General features: G+C 74.4%; 18 protein-coding genes. 10 read left to right on the forward strand and 8 right to left on the reverse strand.

The features are described 5' to 3' along the window. Window positions 1-271: 271 nt before the first annotated feature. The 7 genes from ACIBQ6_RS50395 to ACIBQ6_RS50425 all read left to right on the forward strand — a co-directional run bounded on the left by ACIBQ6_RS50395 (window position 272) and on the right by ACIBQ6_RS50425 (window position 7,214). Complete coding sequence (locus ACIBQ6_RS50395) at window positions 272-1,474, forward strand: sensor histidine kinase (RefSeq protein ID WP_397219597.1); 1,203 nt, start codon at window positions 272-274, stop codon at window positions 1,472-1,474. Next, on the forward strand, window positions 1,471-2,589 hold the full coding sequence (locus ACIBQ6_RS50400; protein WP_358302743.1) for a hypothetical protein: 1,119 nt from the start codon (window positions 1,471-1,473) through the stop codon (window positions 2,587-2,589). The genes ACIBQ6_RS50395 and ACIBQ6_RS50400 overlap by 4 nt, the downstream gene beginning before the upstream one ends. After that, entirely contained in the window at window positions 2,559-3,251 is a 693-nt protein-coding gene (locus ACIBQ6_RS50405; RefSeq protein WP_364338633.1) for a sigma factor-like helix-turn-helix DNA-binding protein, read from the forward strand. The genes ACIBQ6_RS50400 and ACIBQ6_RS50405 overlap by 31 nt, the downstream gene beginning before the upstream one ends. A gap of 76 nt (window positions 3,252-3,327) precedes the next feature. Continuing rightward, complete coding sequence (locus tag ACIBQ6_RS50410; RefSeq protein WP_358302749.1) at window positions 3,328-3,723, forward strand: pyridoxamine 5'-phosphate oxidase family protein; 396 nt, start codon at window positions 3,328-3,330, stop codon at window positions 3,721-3,723. Between the two features lie 129 nt (window positions 3,724-3,852). Then, complete coding sequence (locus ACIBQ6_RS50415) at window positions 3,853-5,163, forward strand: hemolysin family protein (RefSeq protein ID WP_397219598.1); 1,311 nt, start codon at window positions 3,853-3,855, stop codon at window positions 5,161-5,163. Continuing rightward, complete coding sequence (locus tag ACIBQ6_RS50420; protein ID WP_397219599.1) at window positions 5,160-6,161, forward strand: hemolysin family protein; 1,002 nt, start codon at window positions 5,160-5,162, stop codon at window positions 6,159-6,161. The genes ACIBQ6_RS50415 and ACIBQ6_RS50420 overlap by 4 nt, the downstream gene beginning before the upstream one ends. A gap of 81 nt (window positions 6,162-6,242) precedes the next feature. Next, the gene (locus ACIBQ6_RS50425) at window positions 6,243-7,214 is read left to right on the forward strand and encodes a glycosyltransferase family 2 protein (protein ID WP_358302758.1); all 972 of its coding nucleotides are present in this window, start codon (window positions 6,243-6,245) and stop codon (window positions 7,212-7,214) included. A 4-nt stretch (window positions 7,215-7,218) separates the two neighbouring features. Here ACIBQ6_RS50425 and ACIBQ6_RS50430 read toward each other — a convergent pair whose 3' ends face one another. The 8 genes from ACIBQ6_RS50430 to ACIBQ6_RS50465 form a co-directional block, all read right to left on the reverse strand. After that, entirely contained in the window at window positions 7,219-8,457 is a 1,239-nt protein-coding gene (locus ACIBQ6_RS50430; RefSeq protein ID WP_397219600.1) for a glycosyltransferase family 4 protein, read from the reverse strand. Further along, entirely contained in the window at window positions 8,454-9,707 is a 1,254-nt protein-coding gene (locus ACIBQ6_RS50435) for a lipopolysaccharide biosynthesis protein (protein ID WP_397219601.1), read from the reverse strand. The genes ACIBQ6_RS50430 and ACIBQ6_RS50435 overlap by 4 nt, the downstream gene beginning before the upstream one ends. Then, complete coding sequence (locus ACIBQ6_RS50440) at window positions 9,695-10,441, reverse strand: NTP transferase domain-containing protein (protein WP_397219602.1); 747 nt, start codon at window positions 10,439-10,441, stop codon at window positions 9,695-9,697. The genes ACIBQ6_RS50435 and ACIBQ6_RS50440 overlap by 13 nt, the downstream gene beginning before the upstream one ends. Window positions 10,442-10,449: 8 nt before the next feature. Further along, the gene (locus ACIBQ6_RS50445; RefSeq protein ID WP_397219603.1) at window positions 10,450-11,073 is read right to left on the reverse strand and encodes an HAD family hydrolase; all 624 of its coding nucleotides are present in this window, start codon (window positions 11,071-11,073) and stop codon (window positions 10,450-10,452) included. 5 nt (window positions 11,074-11,078) lie between these two features. After that, entirely contained in the window at window positions 11,079-12,326 is a 1,248-nt protein-coding gene (locus ACIBQ6_RS50450) for a 2-phospho-L-lactate transferase CofD family protein (protein ID WP_397219604.1), read from the reverse strand. Then, on the reverse strand, window positions 12,323-13,111 hold the full coding sequence (locus ACIBQ6_RS50455; RefSeq protein WP_387673939.1) for a glycosyltransferase family 2 protein: 789 nt from the start codon (window positions 13,109-13,111) through the stop codon (window positions 12,323-12,325). The genes ACIBQ6_RS50450 and ACIBQ6_RS50455 overlap by 4 nt, the downstream gene beginning before the upstream one ends. A 4-nt stretch (window positions 13,112-13,115) precedes the next feature. Continuing rightward, on the reverse strand, window positions 13,116-13,799 hold the full coding sequence (locus ACIBQ6_RS50460) for a hypothetical protein (RefSeq protein ID WP_397219605.1): 684 nt from the start codon (window positions 13,797-13,799) through the stop codon (window positions 13,116-13,118). 399 nt (window positions 13,800-14,198) lie between these two features. Then, entirely contained in the window at window positions 14,199-15,404 is a 1,206-nt protein-coding gene (locus ACIBQ6_RS50465) for a CoA transferase (protein WP_397219606.1), read from the reverse strand. Window positions 15,405-15,614: 210 nt separating this feature from the next. Between ACIBQ6_RS50465 and ACIBQ6_RS50470 the strand changes: the two genes are divergently transcribed. The 3 genes from ACIBQ6_RS50470 (at window position 15,615) to ACIBQ6_RS50480 (ending at window position 17,643) form a co-directional block, all read left to right on the forward strand. After that, window positions 15,615-16,448, forward strand: coding sequence for an SAM-dependent methyltransferase (locus ACIBQ6_RS50470; protein ID WP_358302790.1), 834 nt, complete (start codon window positions 15,615-15,617; stop codon window positions 16,446-16,448). A 365-nt stretch (window positions 16,449-16,813) separates the two neighbouring features. Continuing rightward, the gene (locus ACIBQ6_RS50475; RefSeq protein WP_397219607.1) at window positions 16,814-16,978 is read left to right on the forward strand and encodes a hypothetical protein; all 165 of its coding nucleotides are present in this window, start codon (window positions 16,814-16,816) and stop codon (window positions 16,976-16,978) included. Window positions 16,979-17,226: 248 nt separating this feature from the next. Next, window positions 17,227-17,643, forward strand: a complete 417-nt coding sequence (locus tag ACIBQ6_RS50480) for a MarR family winged helix-turn-helix transcriptional regulator (protein ID WP_397174501.1) — start codon at window positions 17,227-17,229, stop codon at window positions 17,641-17,643. The last annotated feature ends 69 nt before the right edge of the window (window positions 17,644-17,712 follow it).

Consider the following 17,712-nt stretch of genomic DNA (forward strand, 5'->3'; position numbering starts at 1 on the left):
GCGCCCCCCCCCCCCGCCCCCGACCACCCCTGGGGCGGGGTTGGCCCCTCCCGGCCCACCCCGCGGCGGGCCGGCCCGCGGGGTCAGCGCCCGTCATGCCGCCTCCGTCCCGCGCGACCCACAGTGAGGCAGGGCGGCGCACGCGCACCGGAGCGCCGCCGGCCCCCCGAGGAAGAGCCATGGAAACAGCCGACCGTCATGACAGGAACAAGCCTGTTCAAAGTCGATATTGTGAGACCCGTCCTGTGCCCTCTTCGCGGGCGGATCGCACATGGCTCACCCCGGCTCCACGCGTCTCGGCAAGAGGCTCGACCCCAGACACGACACGCGGCACGACACGAGGTACGACTCCGCGACCCGGCAGCTCGACAAGGCCGTCGCGCGTACCGCCGCGGGCGCGCGCGGCGCCGTCGGCCTGGTGTCGGTGGTCGCGGCCGGTCTCGGCGCGGTCCCGCCGGTCTCGGCCGCGTGGCTGGCGCCCGCGCTGGCGGCCGGCCTGGTGTGGACCGGGCTGTACCTGCGCCGGCTGCGCGCCGAGGAGCCGCTGCCGCACTGGCTGGTGGCCGGTGACGCGGCGACCACCGTGGCGGCCTGCCTGGCCCAGCGCCACCTGGTGCCCGTCCGGGCGTTCGACGCCGGGTCGAGCTGGATCGCGGGGCTGGTCACCATGACGATCGTCGTCATCGGGGTGACCTGGCGGCCCCGGATCGCCGTGCCGGCCGGGCTGGCCGTGGCGGGGGCGTACCTGGCGGGGGTCCGGCTCGCCGCGCCGTCCCAGGACGTGGCCGGCACGCTGGGCATCCACCTCGTCCAGCTCCTGGCGATCGTGATGCTGATGACGCTGCTGCGCCGCTCGGCCGCCTCCGCCGACGCCTTCCTGCGCGAGAGCGCGCGGGCCGAGATCGCCCTCATGGTCGAACGCCTGCGCCGCGAGGACGAGCTGCGCCAGGTCGCCAGCATCCACGAGACCGCCCTGCACACCCTGACCATGGTCGGCCTCGGCACCTACGACGAGCCGTCGCCCACCCTGCGCTCCCAGGTGGGCACCGACCTGGCCGCGCTGGAGAAGCTGCGCGACCGGCCACGTCCCGAGACCGCCCTCATCGCCCTCGACGCCCTGCTCGACGAGGTGGCCGGCCGCGTGCCCGGCCTGGACGTGCGCCGCCGCCTGATCCCGCAGACCGTCCCCGGCGACGTCGCCGAGCACTTCGCCCGCGCCGTCACCGAGGCCCTGGCCAACGTCGCGCTGCACGCCGGCGTGGCCGAGGCCGTGCTGGTCTCCAGCGGGCACGACGGCGAGATCCGGGTGGAGGTCGCCGACGCGGGCCACGGCTTCGACCAGGACCGCCTGCCGCCCGACCGGTTCGGCGTGCGCGGCTCGATCCTCGACACGATGAACGCGCTGCGCGGCGGCGGCGCCCGGATCTCCTCCGGCGACACCGGCACGCGGGTGAGCATGTGGTGGCGGCCGTGACCGACGACATCGAGCAGGTCGCCCAGCGCTACGCCCGCTACACCGCGCTCGGCGCGGCCGTCATCGCCGGGTTCTGGCACACCGGCTACGACCTCACCGTCACCGTCACCGGCTGGGGCTCCTTCCGCTGGCCGCTGCTCGCCGCGGCCGCCTGGGTCGTCTACACGGCGGTCGGCGTGATCGCGGGCCTGGCGCTCGCGCGCACCTCGCGCGGCCCGGACCGCGTCCTCGGCCTGGCGGTCGCGGCGCTGGCCGCCGACGTCGCGGTGATCGTGGCCTGCCGCCCGCAGGACCTGCTCGGCATCAGCGACTGGGGATGGGGGTCGGTCGGCTGGCTGGGCGTCATGCTGGCCTGGAACCGGCCGCGCTGGCGGGCGGAGCTGGGCGCGTTCCTGGCCGTCAACGCCGCCGTCATGCTGGCCGCGATGGCCGTGGCCGGGGCGTTCGACCGGGTGTCGGTCGCCAAGTACCTGGTGGTCATCGTCGGCGGCGTCACCATGCAGCTCGGCTACACGGCCGGCTGCGCCCTGCTGCGCGCCCGCGCCGAGGACGCCGTGCTGCTGGCCCGCCGGCTCGCCGCCGACGACGCCTGGCGGGAGTCGGCCAGGAGCATCCACGCCGACCGCATCCGCAGGTACGCCGCCATCAGGGACGTGGCCGAGTCGCTGCTCCAGCAGCTCGCCGACGGCGCCGACCCCGGCGATCCGCGCGTCCGCGAGGACTGCACGGCCGGCGCCATGCGGCTGCGCCGCCTGATCACCGAGCGCGAGGACGTCCCGGACGCGCTGGTGGCCGCGCTGCGCGAGCGCATCGACGCGGCCGAGCGGCGTCAGGTGCTGGTGACCGCGCCGCCGTTCGGCGAGAACCTGCCCGCGCTGCCCGAGGGCGTGCGGGAGGATCTGCTCAGGGCGCCCGTGCTGGCGCTGGACGGCGCCCGCTCGCGGGCCAGGGTCACCGTGTCGGCGATGTCGGCCATGGTGAGCGTGGCCGTCGTCGCCGACAACGACGACCTGCCGGTCAGCCCCACGCCGGTGCGCGAGCCCAGCGGGGTCGTGGTCACCTACCAGCGCCAGGGAGGGGAGGTATGGGTCAACAGCATCTGGCAGCGCCCGTGACGGTCGCCCTGGTCGAGGACCACCAGGTGGTGGTGGACGGCGTGCGCTCCTGGTTCGGGCCGGGCAGCGGCGTCGAGCTGGTCGCCCAGGGCCCCACGATCGAGTCGGTCCGCGGCGTGGCCGCCGACGTGCTGCTGCTCGACCTCAACCTCAACGGCACGATGGTCGCCGACCGGGTGGGCGGCCTGTGCGCGGACGGCCAGCGGGTGATCGTCTTCTCCGAGCACGAGGAGCCCGAGATCGTCCGGGCGGTGCTCGACGCGGGCGCGTCGGCGTTCATCGGCAAGGGACGCGCCACCCGGGAGTCCTGCCTGGAGACGATCATGGAGGTGGCCGCCGACCGGCCGTCCGTGACGCTGCCCATGGCCCAGGCCATCGCCACGGACGAGGGTCCCCACCGCCCCCAGCTGTCGGACAAGGAGCGGGCGGCGCTGCTGTTCTGGTTCCAGTCGATGTCGAAGGCGTCGGTCGCGGCCCGCATGGGCATCAAGGAACGCACCGTGCGCCAGTACATCGACCGGGCCAGGGTCAAGTACGCGGCGGCCGGCCGGCCCGCGCCGACCAAGGAGAAACTGCTCATCTGCGCCATCCAGGACGGCCTGATCCGCCCCGACGAGGTCGGGATCTACACCTCGCACGCCCGCCAGGGCCCGCCCTCCTGAGCCGCCCCCTCACCAGCCGCTATACGATGTCGCTCGCCCGGAGGCCCGACGAGGCCCCGGAACCCCGAGGAGGATCGTGGACCTGGCCGAGCTGGGCGAGGAGTTCGCCGCGTTCTGGCGGGAGCGGCACCTGTGCACGCTCGCCACCGCCCGCGACGGCGGCCCGCCGCATGTCGTGCCCGTCGGCGCGACCCTCGACCTGGACACCGCGACCGCCCGCGTGATCACCTCGGGCTCCTCCCGCAAGGCCCGCCTGATCGGCGCGAACGGCGCGGACGGCGCTGCGGTGTCGCTGTGCCAGGTCGACGGCCGCCGCTGGTCCACCCTGGAGGGACGGGCCGTGGTGCGCACCGAGCCCGAGCAGGTCGCCGACGCCGAACGCCGGTACACCGCCCGCTACAAGCCGCCCCGGCCCAACCCGTCCAGGGTGGTGCTGGAGATCCAGGTGACGCGCGTGATGGGCAACGTCTGATCACTGGCGGTTCGGCATGACTTCCGCACGCCCGAGCCGGATGCTAGCTTTCGCCCGTGGAGTCTGAGCACGACCGGCCGCCCGCGGCGTTACCCGAGTTACCCGAGTTACCCGAGGGCCCGGGCTGACGTGCTCCTCGACGCCGTCCACCTGCTCGCGGCCCTGGCCCTGATCCTGGCCAACGGCGTCTTCGTCGCGGCCGAGTTCTCCCTCGTCACCGTCGAACGCGGCCAGGTCCGCCAGCTCGCCGAGGACGGCGACCGGGGCGCCCAGGGCGTCGAGGCCGCGGTGCAACGGCTGTCGTTCCACCTGTCGGGCGCCCAGCTCGGCATCACCGTCACCTCGCTGCTGCTCGGCGTGGTGGCCGAGCCCGCCATCGCCGACCTGCTCGACCCGCTGCTGGGCGGCGTCCCGGTGCTGCCGGTCGTGCTGGCGATCGCGCTGTCCACGGTGGCGCAGATGGTGCTGGGCGAGCTGGTGCCCAAGAACGCCGCCCTGTCCAGGCCGCTCGCGGTGGCCCGGCTGGCGACGCCGCCGCAGCGGGCGTTCTCGGCGGCGTGCGGGCCGCTGATCCGGCTGTGCAACGCGGTGGCCGACGCGATCGTCCGACGGCTCGGCGCCGAGCCGCAGGAGGAGCTGGCCTCCGCCCGCTCGCCCGAGGAGCTGGGCCTCCTGGTACGCCTGTCGGCCGAGGCCGGCGTGCTCCAGCCCGGCACCGCCGCCATGCTCCAGCGGGCCCTGCGCTTCGGCGGCAAGACCGCGGCCGAGGCCATGACCCCGCGTACGGACTGCGTGACCGTCCCCGGCACGACCAGCGTCGCCGACTTCCTCAAGCTGGCCAGGAGCCGCCGCCACCTGCGCATCCCGGTCTGCGGCGCGGAACGCGACGACATCCTCGGCATCGCCAGCGTCCCCGGCGCCTGCGCGGTGCCCCCGTCCGAACGCGACACGACCCCGGTGGCCGCGATCGCCCGGCCCGCCCTCCAGGTGCCCGAGACGCTGCGGCTGGAGGTCGTGCAGGAGCGCCTGGCCTCCGCCCGCGCCGAGATGGCCGTCGTGATCGACGAGTACGGCGGCCTGGCCGGCGTCGTCACCGTCGAGGACCTGGTGGAGGAGCTGATCGGCGACATCGCCGACGAGTACGACCTGCCCGAGGAGCAGTCCGACGAGCCCTCGCCCGTGCTGCTCGCGCCGGGCGCCTCCGTGGGCCTGCCGGCCCTGCTGCGCGCCGACGAGGTCGAGGAGCGCACCGGCTTCCGCATGCCGCAGGGCCCCTACGAGACGCTCGCCGGGCTGGTGCTGGCCGCGCTCGGCCGCATCCCGGACCCGGGCGACGAGGTCGCGGTGCGCGAGTGGGTCCTGCGGGTGGAGACCATGCGGGGACGCCGGATCGAGCAGGTCACGCTCACCGCGCCGGGCCGGGCGGGGGAGCGCCGGTGAGCCTCGCCCAAGGGCTGGTCATCGTGCTGCTGCTGGCCGTCAACGGCTTCTTCGTGGGCGCGGAGTTCGCGCTCATCTCCGCCCGCCGCACCCTGATCGAGCCGCGGGCGCGCGAGGGGTCGCGGCGGGCGCAGGCCGTGCTCGCCGCCATGAACGCCGTCCCCACCATGCTGGCGGCGGCGCAGCTCGGCGTGACGCTGGCCTCGCTGGTGCTCGGCGCGGCCGGGGAGCCGGTGGTGGCCGGGGCGGTCGGGCCGCTGCTGGCCGCCGTGGGGCTGCCCGAGCGGCTGGTCCATCCGGTCGCCTTCGCGCTGGCCCTGCTGCTGGTGGTGGCCGCGCACGTCATCATCGGCGAGATGGTGCCGAAGAACCTGGCGCTGTCGGCGCCCGACGTGGCCGCGCTGTGGCTGGTGCCGCCGCTGTTCGTGCTGGCCAGGGCGACCCGGCCGGTGCTGACGCTGGTCAAGGCCATGGCGGGGGTGGTGCTGCGGCTGCTGCGCGTCCCGTCCGCCGAGGAGGTCCGTACGGTCTACACCTCCGGCGAGCTGCCCGTGCTCATCGAGGAGTCGCGCCGCCACCGCCTGCTGCGCCAGGACGAACGCGACCGCCTGATCGCCACCCTCGCCCTGCACGCCCGCCCGGTCGGCTCGGTGATGGTGCCGATGAGCGAGGTCGTCAGCGTGCCCGAGACCATCGACAGCGCCGGCCTGCAACGGTACGCCGGCCGCCACGGCCACTCCCGCTTCCCCGTGCACGGCGCCGACCCCGCCGAACTGCGCGGCTACCTGCACGTCCTGGACGCGCTGAACGGCCACGGCGCCGCCGAGCCGCTGCCCGTGCGCGCCCTGCCGCAGGTGCCCGCCACCGCCACCCTGGCCCAGGTGCTGGCCGTCATGCGCGCCCGCCGCGCCCAGCTCGCCGCGGTCGCCGACGAGTCCGGACGGGTGCTCGGCGTCGTCACCCTGGACGACGTGCTCGGCGGGATCCTGACTGGCTGAGGCGGGGGTCCGTGCGAGATCATGGAGCAGGGCCGCGGGCCGTGGTGACCGCGACCGGGAACTCGCCGGAGGGCAACGCTCGTGACGACGGTTTCGCTGATCGTGCCGTGCTACAACGCGGCCAGGACCCTGCGCCTGTGCCTGGAGTCGGTGCTGGCCCAGACCCGCCTGCCCGACGAGATCGTGGTCGTCGACGACGCCGGCTCCGACGGCTCGGCGGCCATCGCCGAGGAGCTGGGCTGCCGGGTCGTGCGCCTGCCCGCCAACCGCGGCGTGTCGGCGGCCAGGAACGCCGGCGTCGAGCACACGACCGGCGAGGTGATCTTCTTCCTGGACAGCGACGTGGCGCTGCGGCCCGACGCGGTCGCCAATGCCGTCGCGATCCTGGAGGCCGATCCGGGCGTCGGCTGCGTGCACGGCGTCTACGACACCGAGCCGCTGATCGACGACGGCCCGGTCGAGTGGTACCGGCTGCTGCACCAGGTCCACTGGCGGCGCCGGCACCTGGGCGAGGTCAACAGCGTCGTGTTCGCCCTGGCCGCCATCCGCCGCGACGTGCTGACCCGGGCCGGCCGGCTCGACGAGAGCCTGCGCGACTGCGAGGACGTCGAGTACAGCAGCCGCCTGGCCGTCCACACCCGGATCGTGCTGACCGACGCCGTGGCCGGCCGGCACGACGAGGGCCACCGGTTCCTGCCCGTGCTGTCGGAGCAGTGGCGGCGGGCGCTGCCGCTGATCCCGCTCGCGCTGGCCACGGCCAGGCGGGGCGCGGCCAAGCCGGAGAACGCCAACAGCCGGGCCGGGATCCTCGCCTGCGCGCTGGCGCTGGCCTGCCTGCCGCTCGGCCTGTTCGCGCCCGCGCTGTTCGCGGCGCCCGTCGTGCTGGTCGGGTGGTTCGTGGTGGCCGATCCGGAGCTGCTGCGGTTCGTCCACCGGGAGCGCGGCCCGGCCTTCACCGCCTACTTCATGGCCGTGCACCTGGCCGTGCACGTGGTGCTGGTCACCGGGCTGGCCGTCGGCTCCCTGCGCGTCCTGCGGGGCGGCCCGGCCTGACCCTTCAGGAGCCGGGCGGCTTGAGCGCCGCCCGGTAGACCGCGGTCGTCGCCGCCGCCGCGCGCTCCCAGCTCAGACCCTCGCGGACGAACCGCTCGCCGCGCTCGCCCAGCGACCGCCGCAGCGCCTCGTCCGACATGACGTCGATGATCCCGCGCGCGATGTCGGCCGGCTCGGCGGCCCGGACGAACCGCGCCGCGGGCCGCGCCGGGTCGTCCCCGAGGAAGATCCGGGAGAAGCCGTCGCCGAGAACCGTCGCCCGTCCCAGCGCCATCGCCTCGGTCGCGACCAGCCCGAACGGCTCGAACAGCGAGGGGAACACGCAGGCGTCGGCCAGCTCGTAGTACTCCAGCAGCTCCCGGCCGGTGACGAACCGGCCCGAGGTGAGCACCCGCCCGCGCAGCCCGGTCGCGCCCACGATGCGCCGGACGCCCACCTCGTCCCCCTCGCCGACGATCAGCAGCCGCAGCCCCGGCACGGCGGCCGACGCCGCGCGCATCGCCTCCAGCAGCTGGTAGACGCCCTTCTGGCGTTCGATCCTGCCGACGAACAGCAGCACCTTGTCCTGGTCCGACAACCCCAGCCGCCGCCGCAGCGCCGCCGCGCCCCGCCGCAGCGCGTCCCGGTCGAAGGCCGGATCGGCGACGACCCGCTCGTACGTGCCGCCGAGCGGGACCACGTCGATGGGCGTACGCCGCCACCCCGCGGCGAGAAGCTGCTCGCGCACCTCGGGCGTGGCCACCACCACCCGCCGCGAGATCCGGGCCAGGTGGCGTTCCAGCGCCGCGAACAGGTTGAGCGGATCGCGGATGCTGCGCTGCGCCGCCACCCCGTACTCGGTGGTGTGCACGTGCAGGACCACCGGCAGCCGCAGCAGGTGGTGGCAGAGCAGGGCGGCCAGGAAGTTCGTCGAGTCGTGCACGGCGACCAGGTCCGGCCGCCCGCCGCGGCGCAGCCGCCGCACGTACCGCCAGTCGCTGACCACGACCTGCGCGGCCAGCAGCAGGAACTCGGCGCGGCGGGTGCGGTTGAGCCGCCGCCCGCGCGCGCCGGGCAGCCGGACGCGCGGCCGGTGCACGGTGACGCCGTCCACGCGCTCGTCCACGGGCAGGCCGCCGACGTTGAGCGTGTGGACGGTGAGCTCGTGGTCGCGGGCGAGCCATGGGGTGATCAGCTCGACGTAGCGGCCGAGCCCGGCCGTGACGTTGGGCGGGAACTGGTTGACGACGCAGGCGATTCTCATGACAGGTCCTTGAGGTAGACGCGCGCGGCCGTCACGGCCACGACGGCCAGCAGGAGGAGGTTGACCAGCGCGAACCCGGCCAGTCCGCCGGCCACCCCGTGCCACCGGACGCACCAGGCCGGCACGGCCAGCGCGACCGGCGCGCTCGCCAGCAGGCAGCCGATCAGCACGCGGGCGCCGCGCACCCCGTCCATGGACAGGGCCACCGCGTACAGGTTGAACGCCGTGTGCGCCCCGATGCCCAGCGCAGACAGCGTCATCAGCCCGGTCGAGTACGGGTAGTCGCCGCCCATCAGCAGGAAGAACACCGTGCTCGCGGCGAAGGAGAAGACCGCCGTCACCACCGCCACGGCCGGGACCAGCCGGGCGATCCGCCGCATCAGCGCCGGTTTGTCGGCGGTCGCCATCGCGGGCAGCAGCACCAGCAGCACGCCGTCGGTGAACACCACGCCGAGCAGCCGCTTGGGGAAGCCGTTGTAGACCGCGTACACGCCGACGTCGGCCGGGGCCGCCCAATGGTTGAGGTAGAGCACGTCCACGCCGAACAGCAGGCCGGTCAGCGCGGCGACGGCCGTCACGTACGCGCCGTGCCGGTAGAGCGAGCGGGCCAGCCGCGCCGAGAACGCCCGCGGCCGCACCCCGGCCGCCGCCGTCGCCGCCACCGCGAACGCCGCGTTCGTCGCGATCAGCGCGACCAGGTACGGCCCGGCGTCCCTGATCCCCAGCACCAGCAGGCAGAAGCAGGCGGCGCCCAGGTAGGCGACCGCGACCGCCAGCTTGAGCCGGGCCACCAGCGCGAACCGGCCGAGCCCGCGCAGGAACCCGTCCGCGAGCTGGTTGACCGTCATCGACACCGCCAGCGCCAGCCCGTAGGCCAGCGCCGGGACGTCCACGTTCAGCGCGGGCGTGAGCAGCGGGGCGGCCAGCAGGCCCAGCGCGGCCAGCCCGGCGCTCATCGCCAGCGTCGCCGCCAGCGCCGTCGTGACCAGCGCCGGACGCTCGCCCGGCGCGGCCCGCGGCAGCTCCTGGAGCACGACGTAGTGCAGGCTCGTCAGCATGACCACGGTGACGATCAGCGCGATCGACAACACCACCGTGAACCGGCCGAACGCGCTCGCCCCCGCGCCGCGCGCGACGACCAGCGTGGTGGCCGCCGCGATGCCGCTGGCCGCCGTGCTCACCAGCGTCGGGCCCGCCGCCCACCGGTGCCCCCGGACCAGGCCCGCCGCGCGGCCCCTCAGCCCGTGCACCGCGCGTACGCCCGCCGGGCGAACTCCAGGTCGTCGGCCGTGTTGACGCCGCGCGCCTCGGCCGGGTCGGTCACCGGCACGACCGTCACCGGCCATCCCTCGAACCTCGCCAGATGCACCAGGAACGGCAGGAAGTTCACCTCGCCGGTGGCCGCGCCGCGCGCCGCGCCCGCCGCGTACCGCTCCCACGCCTCCCGCAGGCCCGCGGTGGCCAGGCAGAACACCCCGATGTCGCTGAGCCCGCCCGGCCGGCACGCCTCGCCCTCGCGCGACTGCCGCACCCGGACGAGCTCGCCCCCGGCCAGCTCGTACTCCACGTACGGGTCGTCCATCGGCACCAGCGGCAGGGTCAGCCCCGCGCCCGGATGGGCGGCGACGACCCGGCGCACGGTCCGCGCCGACAGGTTCGCCTGGTCGCCCCAGACCACGAGGATCGTCTCGTAGCCGGCCCAGTGCCCGGCCGCGCCGAAGATCGCCGCACCCATCCCGGTCGGCCGCTCCTGAACGCTCACCGACACCCCGGGCGTCCCCGCCACCAGCTCGCCGAACGGGCCCGCGCCCGCCGGGGACACCACGACGTGCACGTGCCCGGTGACCGGGCGCAGCCGCCGGTGCAGCACGTCCCACACGGTGACGCCGTCGGCCAGGCCGATCATGATCTTCGGGAGGTCGTGGCCGAGCCGCGTCCCGCGTCCGGCGGCCGGGATCACCGCGCACACCCGCCGTTCACTCACGTCGCCGATCACCTCTCCAGCAGGGACACGATGTGGTCCAGGTCGGGGGCCGCGACCGCGCCGGGCGCGGGCTCGGCGGTGTGCACGTGCAGCGTCGCCAGCCCGGCGCCGACGGCCGAGGCCACGCCGTGCGCGCAGTCCTCCAGCGCGACGGCCGCGGCCGGGCGCACGCCCCAGCGGCGGCAGGCCGCGGCGTAGAACCCCGGGTCGGGCTTGCTCACCGGCACGTCGTCGGCGGTCAGCACGTCGCGCACCGGCAGCGGGCACGCGGCCAGCACCCGCTCCACCGAGGCCCGGCTGCCGCCCGTGACCAGGTAGGCGGCCCGGCCCGCCGCGCCCAGCGCGTCCAGCAGGCGGCGCGCGCCGGGGAACGGCCGCACCAGGCCCGCCTCGACGTAGCCGCGGTAGAGCCGCTGCTTGTGCCGGGCCAGCCGGCCGGCCGCCGCCGGGTCGCCGGTCAGCCGGGCGGCCACCGCGGCGGTGCTCGCGCCCGCGTGGTCGGCGTAGCGGAAGGTCTCCAGCGCGCCGGGCGCGTGCTCGGCCAGGGCGTGGCGGAAGGCGGCCTCGTGCGCGGGGGCCGAGTCCACCAGCGTGCCGTCGAGGTCGCACAGCCAGACCGTCCAGGGCAGCATCCGGCTCACCCGGCCCGCGCCAGCGGCGCCTCGCCGAGCACCGCGAGCAGCGCCTCGGCCGTACGCGGGCCGCGGTGGGCGCCCGGCCTGGCCGGATCCTCCAGGTCGGCGTTGATCCAGCGCGCCCCCGCCCACGAACCCCGGTCCAGCACGCGGGCCGGCACGGCGGGAGCGCCCGCGCCCCGGCCGCTGAGCACGTGCGTGATCGTGGCCCGCTCGTTGCCCGGGTCGCCCAGGTAGGCCAGCGTGCGGTCCACCAGGTCGGTCGCCGTCAGGCCCTGGACGTCGTGGTCGCCGCCGACGTTCACGACGAACACCCTCGCCGCGGCCCCGCTCCCGGACAGGGCCTCGGCCAGGCCGGGGGTTAGATAGCTGGGCAGCAGCGAGGAGTGGGGGGTGCCGGGGCCGTACACGATCAGGTCGGCCTCGGCCAGGGCCCGCAGCGCCTCGGGGTTCGGCGTGACCGTGGCGGACCGGCGGGCCAGCAGCTCGCGCACCCGCTCGGCCGGGCGGCCCGCCAGCGCGGCGCGGTCGGCCGCCGACAGCGGCTCGCGCAGCAGGAACAGGCCGGTGATGGCCACGCCGTCCTGCGGCGCGACGATGTCGGCCTCGTCGGCCAGCACCCGGCCGTCCTGCTTGAGCGCGACGAGGAACGCGTTCTCGCCGCCGGTCACGTTCAGCAGCCGCACCGGTGAGCCGAACGTGCGCGCGCACGCCCGTACGGCCGCGTTGAAGTCCTCGCCCAGCCGCAGGTAGGCCCCGGCGAACACCAGGTTGCCCAGCGCGCAGTCGGCCAGGTCGAGCCCGCCGGGCCGGGCGGCCAGACGGTCCGCGACGACCCGCAGCTCCCGCGCCGCCTCCGCCGGGCCGGTCGCGGCGACGTCGCCGATCAGCGCGTCCAGGTCGGCCGGGGTGGTGCCGGGCGGGAGCCGGCGTTCCAGCAGCGTGTGACGCGGATCGCCGGGGTCCAGGTGCAGCAGCAGGTTCTTGCGGAAGTCGGACGGGCCCAGCATGCCCGGCAGCCAGCGGCGCAGCGCGCCCGTGGACAGCCCGTTGTCGTACCCGTTGACCAGCAGCGACAGGCTCGTCCCCGGGGTGCGCAGCAGCGCACGGGCGATGCCGGCGCCGCCGCGCCCGCCGCCGAACAGGGCCACCGACACCGGGCTCGTCACGGTGCTCGACACGGTGCTCGACACGGTGCTCGACACGGTGCTCGACACGGTGCTCGACACGGTGCTCGTCACGGTGCTCATCGCACCTCCTCCAGCGGGGAGCGGCCCAGTGGGAACGGCGCGAGCGGCGCCCGCAGCACGCCCCGGCGCAGCAACCAGCGGCGCAGCCCGAGGTAGCCGACGAACAGCGCCCGGTCGCGCGCCCCGCGCCAGAACCGCCAGCCCCGGCTGCCGCCGCCCCGCTCGCGGTGCTCGATCGGCAGCTCCTCCCACACGTGCCCCAGCTCGGCCACGCGGGCGGTGATCTCGGTGGAGCAGTTCATCCCCGCCGACTCCAGCGGCAGCGCCCTGAACAGCGGGCCGCGCACCACCTTGAAGATCGAGTTGAAGTCGCGGTAGCGGGTGCGGTGCAGCAGGTTGCTGACCGCGCCGCTGGCCGCCGACCCCCACCGGTACGGCAGGCTGTCGGCCTTCCTGACCCGCGCCCCCGAGAAGGCGGGCCCGCCGCCGTCCCGGATGCGCTCCAGGAACGCGTCGAGGTTGGCGATCGGGAACTGGCCGTCGGAGTCGAGCAGCACCACCCAGTCCAGCCGGGTGCGGGCGACGGCCGCGGCGATGGCGGCCCCCGCGCCCCGGTTGCGCGCGAAGGTGACGACGACGAGCTGCGGGCAGTCCTCCCGCAGCTCGCGCAGGATCCGCCCGGTCGCGTCGGAGCTGCCGTCGTCGCACACGACGATCTCCCACGTGGCCACCCCCGGGTGGCGCTCCAGGTACTCCCGCCATTCCGTCACCGCCGCCGCGATGTTGTCCGCCTCGTTGTACGCGGGTGCCGCCACGGAGACGTCGACGGCCGGCCTGTTCGGCAAGGGGTCACCTCCTCCGGGTGGCGTCCGGGTCGGCGCCGACCCCGGTCAGGCGCCCGATCCAGCGGTCCAGGGGCAGCAGGTTGATCCCGGCGAGGATCGGGACGTGCGCCAGCGTGAACACCACCGCCCCCCAGAACGGGATCGGCCCGCCGGTGAACAGGTTGATGTGCGGGGCGTCGATCCGGTCGGGGATCTCGACCGGGTTGACCACCTGCCACATCACGTCGAGGAAGCCCGAGAACACGATCAGCACCCCGCTCGCCATGATCTTCAGGCAGCGGCCCGGCGAGCCGCCCCCGATCCGGTACGCGGCGGCGACCGTCAGCACGATCCCCGGGTAGAGCAGCAGGTACAGGTGCGTGTAGAAGTCGTCGCCCTGGGCCCGCGCGCCGTCGCCGTAGTAGAACCAGCTGATCCTCGGGATGAGGTAGCCGGTCAGGAACACGAACGGCGCGTACAGCAGCCAGTGCAGGCGCGGCGACACCCAGGGGAAGAACGCGATCGCGCAGCACAGGCAGGCGAAGGCGAGCAGCTTGGCGGCGAGCTGCCAGGCGGCGTCGATCTCGCGGGCGTGCGGGGTGGCCAGCCAGACGAAGGCGAAGCCGGCCGCGCCGACGGCCAGGGCGATCCACCAGATGTGGGCGGCCCAGGGGCGCGGGGCGTCGAGCAGGGGGTCGGGATGGTTCACTACCGGTCCTCGTGGGCGTCATCGAAGGGTCACGGGAGCGCTCCCAACGCAGTATGTCACCTGTCCCAGCGGCGGCCACCGCAATATCGGATAACGGACCCACCGGAACTTGCGGGCCTGCTGACTAACAGTAGTGTCCGCCTGAAAGTCCAGCTCAGAGGTGATGACACGGCTGGTGGAACGATGCAGGAGAAGAGTGGCCGCACATGGCCTGCCTGCGGTGTCAAGACCCGGCGTGGAGTCTGTAGGCAAGGCGTTCCGCTCCTCGCTTTTTGCGTGAACGTTTGACCATCTGTCGATAAGTCCAGCTCGGCGGGCATTTCAGGTTGGTGGGAGCGCTCCCGCGACTTGCCATCTTTCAGGCCCGTAACCCTTGTTTCGGGCAGGTCCAAAATGCTGTCAGCCGACCACGCCCTCCGCGCGCAGGCCGGCCACCTGTGCCGGGGACAGGGACAGAAGTTCGCCCAGCACCTCGTCGGTGTGCTCGCCCAGCTCCGGCGCGGGCGACGGCGGGGCCTGGCGGCCGTCCAGGAGCAGAGGGCCGCCCGGGGCCAGGTGCGGGCCGACGCCCGGCTGGTCGAGCGGGGCCATCAGCGGCTCGGCGCGCAGCGCCGCCGCCCCGCCGGCGGCCAGCTCCTCCAGCGTCCGGTACCGCGACCAGAGCACCGACGTGCCCTTCAGCCCCTCCTCGGCCTCGGCCGCCGTACGCGCGGCGAACCACGGCGCGAGCAGCCCGCCCAGCGCCTCCCGGTGGGCGTAGCGGTCGGACTCGGAGCGGAAGTCGGCGGGCAGCGCCTCCTCCAGCGCCGACACCACGCGCGACACCCCGGTGGCGGCGACCAGGTCGCGCCAGTGGCGTTCGGTGAGCACCAGGACCATGAGCCGCCGCCCGTCGGCGGTGGCGAAGTCGCGGCCGAAGTCGCCGTAGAGGTCGTTGCCGATGCGCGGCCGGCCGGCGCCGCGGAGCTGGGCCTCGGCCAGGAAGCCCAGGTTGCCCATGGTGGCCAGGGCGATGTCGTGCAGGGCCACGTCGAGGCGGCGTCCCCGGCCGGTCGCGGCCCGGTGGCGGTCGGCCGCGAGCAGGCCCACGGCCAGGTACAGGCCGCAGGCGACGTCCCAGGCCGGCAGCACGTGGTTCACCGGGCCGTCGTGGGCCGCGGGGCCGGTCGCGTACGGCAGGCCGAGCCCGGCGTTGACCGTGTAGTCCACGGCGGGACGGCCGTCGCGGTGGCCGAGCAGCCGCGCGTACACCAGATCGGGACGGCGCCCGGCCAGCTCCTCGTACGACAGCCCGGCCCGGGGCGGCGCGTTGGTGAGCACCGTGCCCGCCGCGACGGCCAGGTCGGCCACCAGCGCGCGCCCCCGGGCCGAACGCAGGTCGACGGTGACCGAGCGCTTGCCCTTGTTCAGCCCCGCCCAGTAGAGGCTGCGACCGGAGGGCGCGAGCGGCCAGCGACGCGCGTCGGGCCCGCCGCCGACCGGATCGACCCGGACGACCTCCGCCCCGAGCTGGGCCAGCGTCATCCCGCCGAGCGGCGCGGCGACGAAGCTGGACAGCTCCACGATCCGCATCCCGGCCAGCGGTGCGACAGGCTCCTCCGCCACGGCCACCTCCATGTCGATCCGCCGATCCTACGCGCGGACGGCGGCCTGATGATCTAGCCCGGAAGTTCTGGTAACAAACATTTCCCGAAATAACCGGTCTGCCCCATTGTCATTAACTGGAATTGTTGGAACATATGGTCTGAGTCACGAGTGAAGTCCAAAGATCGCCTACCGCAAGAGGGTGGCGGCGAGGGGAAAGGGGCAACGCTCATGCGCCAGCGTGCTGTCCGCAACTTGGCCAGGCTTGGCACGGCGCACGCCAGGATCACGCGGATACTTGACGCCGCCGCGGGCGGGAAGAACAACTTCCTCGCCGACAGAGACCTGGTGCGCCATTTCGATCAAGTAACTCCCGTCGCCACCACCGCGGCCCGTGCCGTTCTTGAATACCTGTCGCGGGTGATCCGTCATTTGGCCGCTGTCGAAGGCGTGGACCAATTCATGATCGTGGGGAGCGGGGTGCCGAACGGCCCTTCGGGCGGCAGCCGCCTGCACGAGGTGGCCCGCCTGACCTCGCCCGGCCCGGACGTCCGCGTCGTGTACGTCGAGAGCGACCCGATGGCCCTGACGCTGGCCCAGGCCACCATCGAGCCCTTCTGCGACCTGGTCCGCGTGGTCGACGGCGACGTGCGGGAGATGGACGAGATGCTCGGCGACCCGGTGGTGCAGACGTTCCTCGACTGGGACCGGCCGATCGCCGTGCTGCTGCTGTCGGCCCACAGCCTTGACGACGAGTGCGCCCGTACCGTCGTTAAGCGGCTGCGGCACGCCGTCCCCGAGGGCAGCTTCCTCGGGCTGCTGCACATCACCTTCGACGGCGTGCCGGGGGAGCTGGCCCCGGCCGTGCGGGGCATGCTGGCCATGACGTTGCCCGGCCTGAACGTGCGCACCCGCGCCGAGGTCGCGGACCTGCTGGACGGTCTCGACCTGCTGGAGCCGGGCCTGGTGTGGGTGCCCGAGTGGCGTCCCGCCGGCGGCGACCTGGCCTGCGCGGACGCCCCCGCCTCGTCCGGCAACTACGGAGCCGTGGCCCGCATCCCCTGATCTTCCACCGGACGGCTCCCGCGGCCTCCTTGCCCCCGCCGTGAACGATGACGCGGCCCTGCGGGCGACGGTGCTGTCGCCCGGCGACCGCGACGTCCTGCTGTTCGTCGCGCGGGAGGACCTGGCCCTGCACGAGGCCGCGCAGGCCCTGGGCATCCCGGCATGTACCGTGCACTCCCGCATGTACCGTGCACTCCCGCATGCACCACACACGCCCGGATGCACCACACACGCCCGCATGCACTGCGCGTGGGCCAGGCTGCTGACCGCAGTGCGGATGCCCGCGCCGCCCCGGTGGCGTCCCGCGTGTCCGGGGTGGCGGCTCGCGGCGGCGGCCGTCCTGGTGGGCCGCGCTGGTTCGCGCCTTGCAGAGCATCGAGGGCGTCCAGGTCACCCCCGACATGGGGGACGCCGTCGGGCGGCGCGGCGTCGGCTTCCGTCGCACTGGCGACCGGGCCCGCCGCGACCTCATCCCCAGCCCCGCCGACTACCGCTTCCTGGGCACGGACGGCGTCCCTGCGGGCCCGTAATTCATCACCATTTGAAAACCTCAGGTGAAAAGCACTGTAATGGGTAGTGAACACCGTCGCTCCGCCGGACGATGGCGTCGTCCTGGCCCGTACCGGCCGGGGGGTGCGTCGAGGGTGGGCCGCCTGCTAGGACTTTCCTTTTGGTCGTCGGCGGAGTGATGAATGGGTGGCCCGTTATGTGGAAAAATGTCGGACCAGCGGCCTCGGTATTCCATGGCCGCTCCACGACACCGCTCGAAGGTACGGGCATGGACGACTCGGCATGGCACATCGAGGAGGCGTCCCTTGTGCTGGTGGAGGCGACGCTCGACGCCATGGCCGCGCTGGGCGACCTGTCGGTGCCCCGGCTGCGGGTGCTGCTGGCGGTCGACCGGCACGGCCCGATGAACCTCCGCTCCCTGGCCGACCGCCTGGACATGTCTCTCTCCGCGGCCGGCCGGGTCGTCGACCGTCTGGACACCGCCGGCCTGCTGAGCAGGGCCCCGGCCGCCCACAGTCGCCGGGAGATCCGCATCAGCACGACCCCGGCCGGCCGGGAGGTGCTGGAGCGGCTGCGCGCCGCGCGGCGGCAGCGCATCGGCCAGGCGCTGGAGAAACTGGCCCCGGACGACCGCAGGACGCTCGTCCACGTGTTGCGGCGGCTGACCGAGGCGGCCGACTCCTGAGCGCCTGATCCGCCGACATCAGCCCCTTTTTCGCCTTATTTCGCGAAATTTCGGCCAATAGACCTAATT

Origin of the sequence: Nonomuraea sp. NPDC049655 (assembly GCF_044465465.1) — a bacterium.
Lineage (GTDB): Bacteria > Actinomycetota > Actinomycetes > Streptosporangiales > Streptosporangiaceae > Nonomuraea.

What these genes read in the sequence shown, in the direction of transcription:
- ACIBQ6_RS50395 (WP_397219597.1), top strand. Translation starts at nt 272, where the DNA reads ATGGCTCACCCCGGCTCCACGCGTCTCGGCAAGAGGCTCGACCCCAGA.
- ACIBQ6_RS50405 (WP_364338633.1), top strand. Translation starts at nt 2,559, where the DNA reads ATGGGTCAACAGCATCTGGCAGCGCCCGTGACGGTCGCCCTGGTCGAG.
- ACIBQ6_RS50430 (WP_397219600.1), bottom strand. Translation starts at nt 8,457, where the DNA reads ATGAGAATCGCCTGCGTCGTCAACCAGTTCCCGCCCAACGTCACGGCC.
- ACIBQ6_RS50445 (WP_397219603.1), bottom strand. Translation starts at nt 11,073, where the DNA reads ATGCTGCCCTGGACGGTCTGGCTGTGCGACCTCGACGGCACGCTGGTG.
- ACIBQ6_RS50450 (WP_397219604.1), bottom strand. Translation starts at nt 12,326, where the DNA reads ATGAGCACCGTGACGAGCACCGTGTCGAGCACCGTGTCGAGCACCGTG.
- ACIBQ6_RS50470 (WP_358302790.1), top strand. Translation starts at nt 15,615, where the DNA reads ATGCGCCAGCGTGCTGTCCGCAACTTGGCCAGGCTTGGCACGGCGCAC.
- ACIBQ6_RS50480 (WP_397174501.1), top strand. Translation starts at nt 17,227, where the DNA reads ATGGACGACTCGGCATGGCACATCGAGGAGGCGTCCCTTGTGCTGGTG.